Genomic DNA, 248 nt, shown 5'->3' on the forward strand with positions numbered 1-248 from the left:
GCGGACGCGTGATGCGTGCCTGCGCGAAGCGATTTCGCGAGCCCGGTTCGGCTGATTGGCGGCTCGAAATAGTCGTCGATCGCCCACAGCTCGGCGTAGTCGAGAATGTCGGCGCCGTCGATCGCGGCGACAGCATCGCCGAACGTGAACGTTTCGATTGAGGACAGCGGCGCGCGCGTTGCAACGTCGTGCGCGTCGGTGGTCGGAATGAGGGCGGTGCTCATCAGTAAATCTCCACGGTGCTGCGT

1 pseudogene is annotated in these 248 nt (G+C 64.1%); it reads right to left on the bottom strand.

Annotation, left to right across the window (positions count from 1 at the left end):
- Window positions 1-224 (bottom strand): annotated as a pseudogene (locus SB689_RS23810) (capsid portal protein); the annotation flags it as partial.
- Window positions 225-248 lie beyond the last annotated feature (24 nt).

Source organism: Chryseobacterium sp. SIMBA_038, assembly GCF_046535115.1.
GTDB lineage: Bacteria > Bacteroidota > Bacteroidia > Flavobacteriales > Weeksellaceae > Chryseobacterium.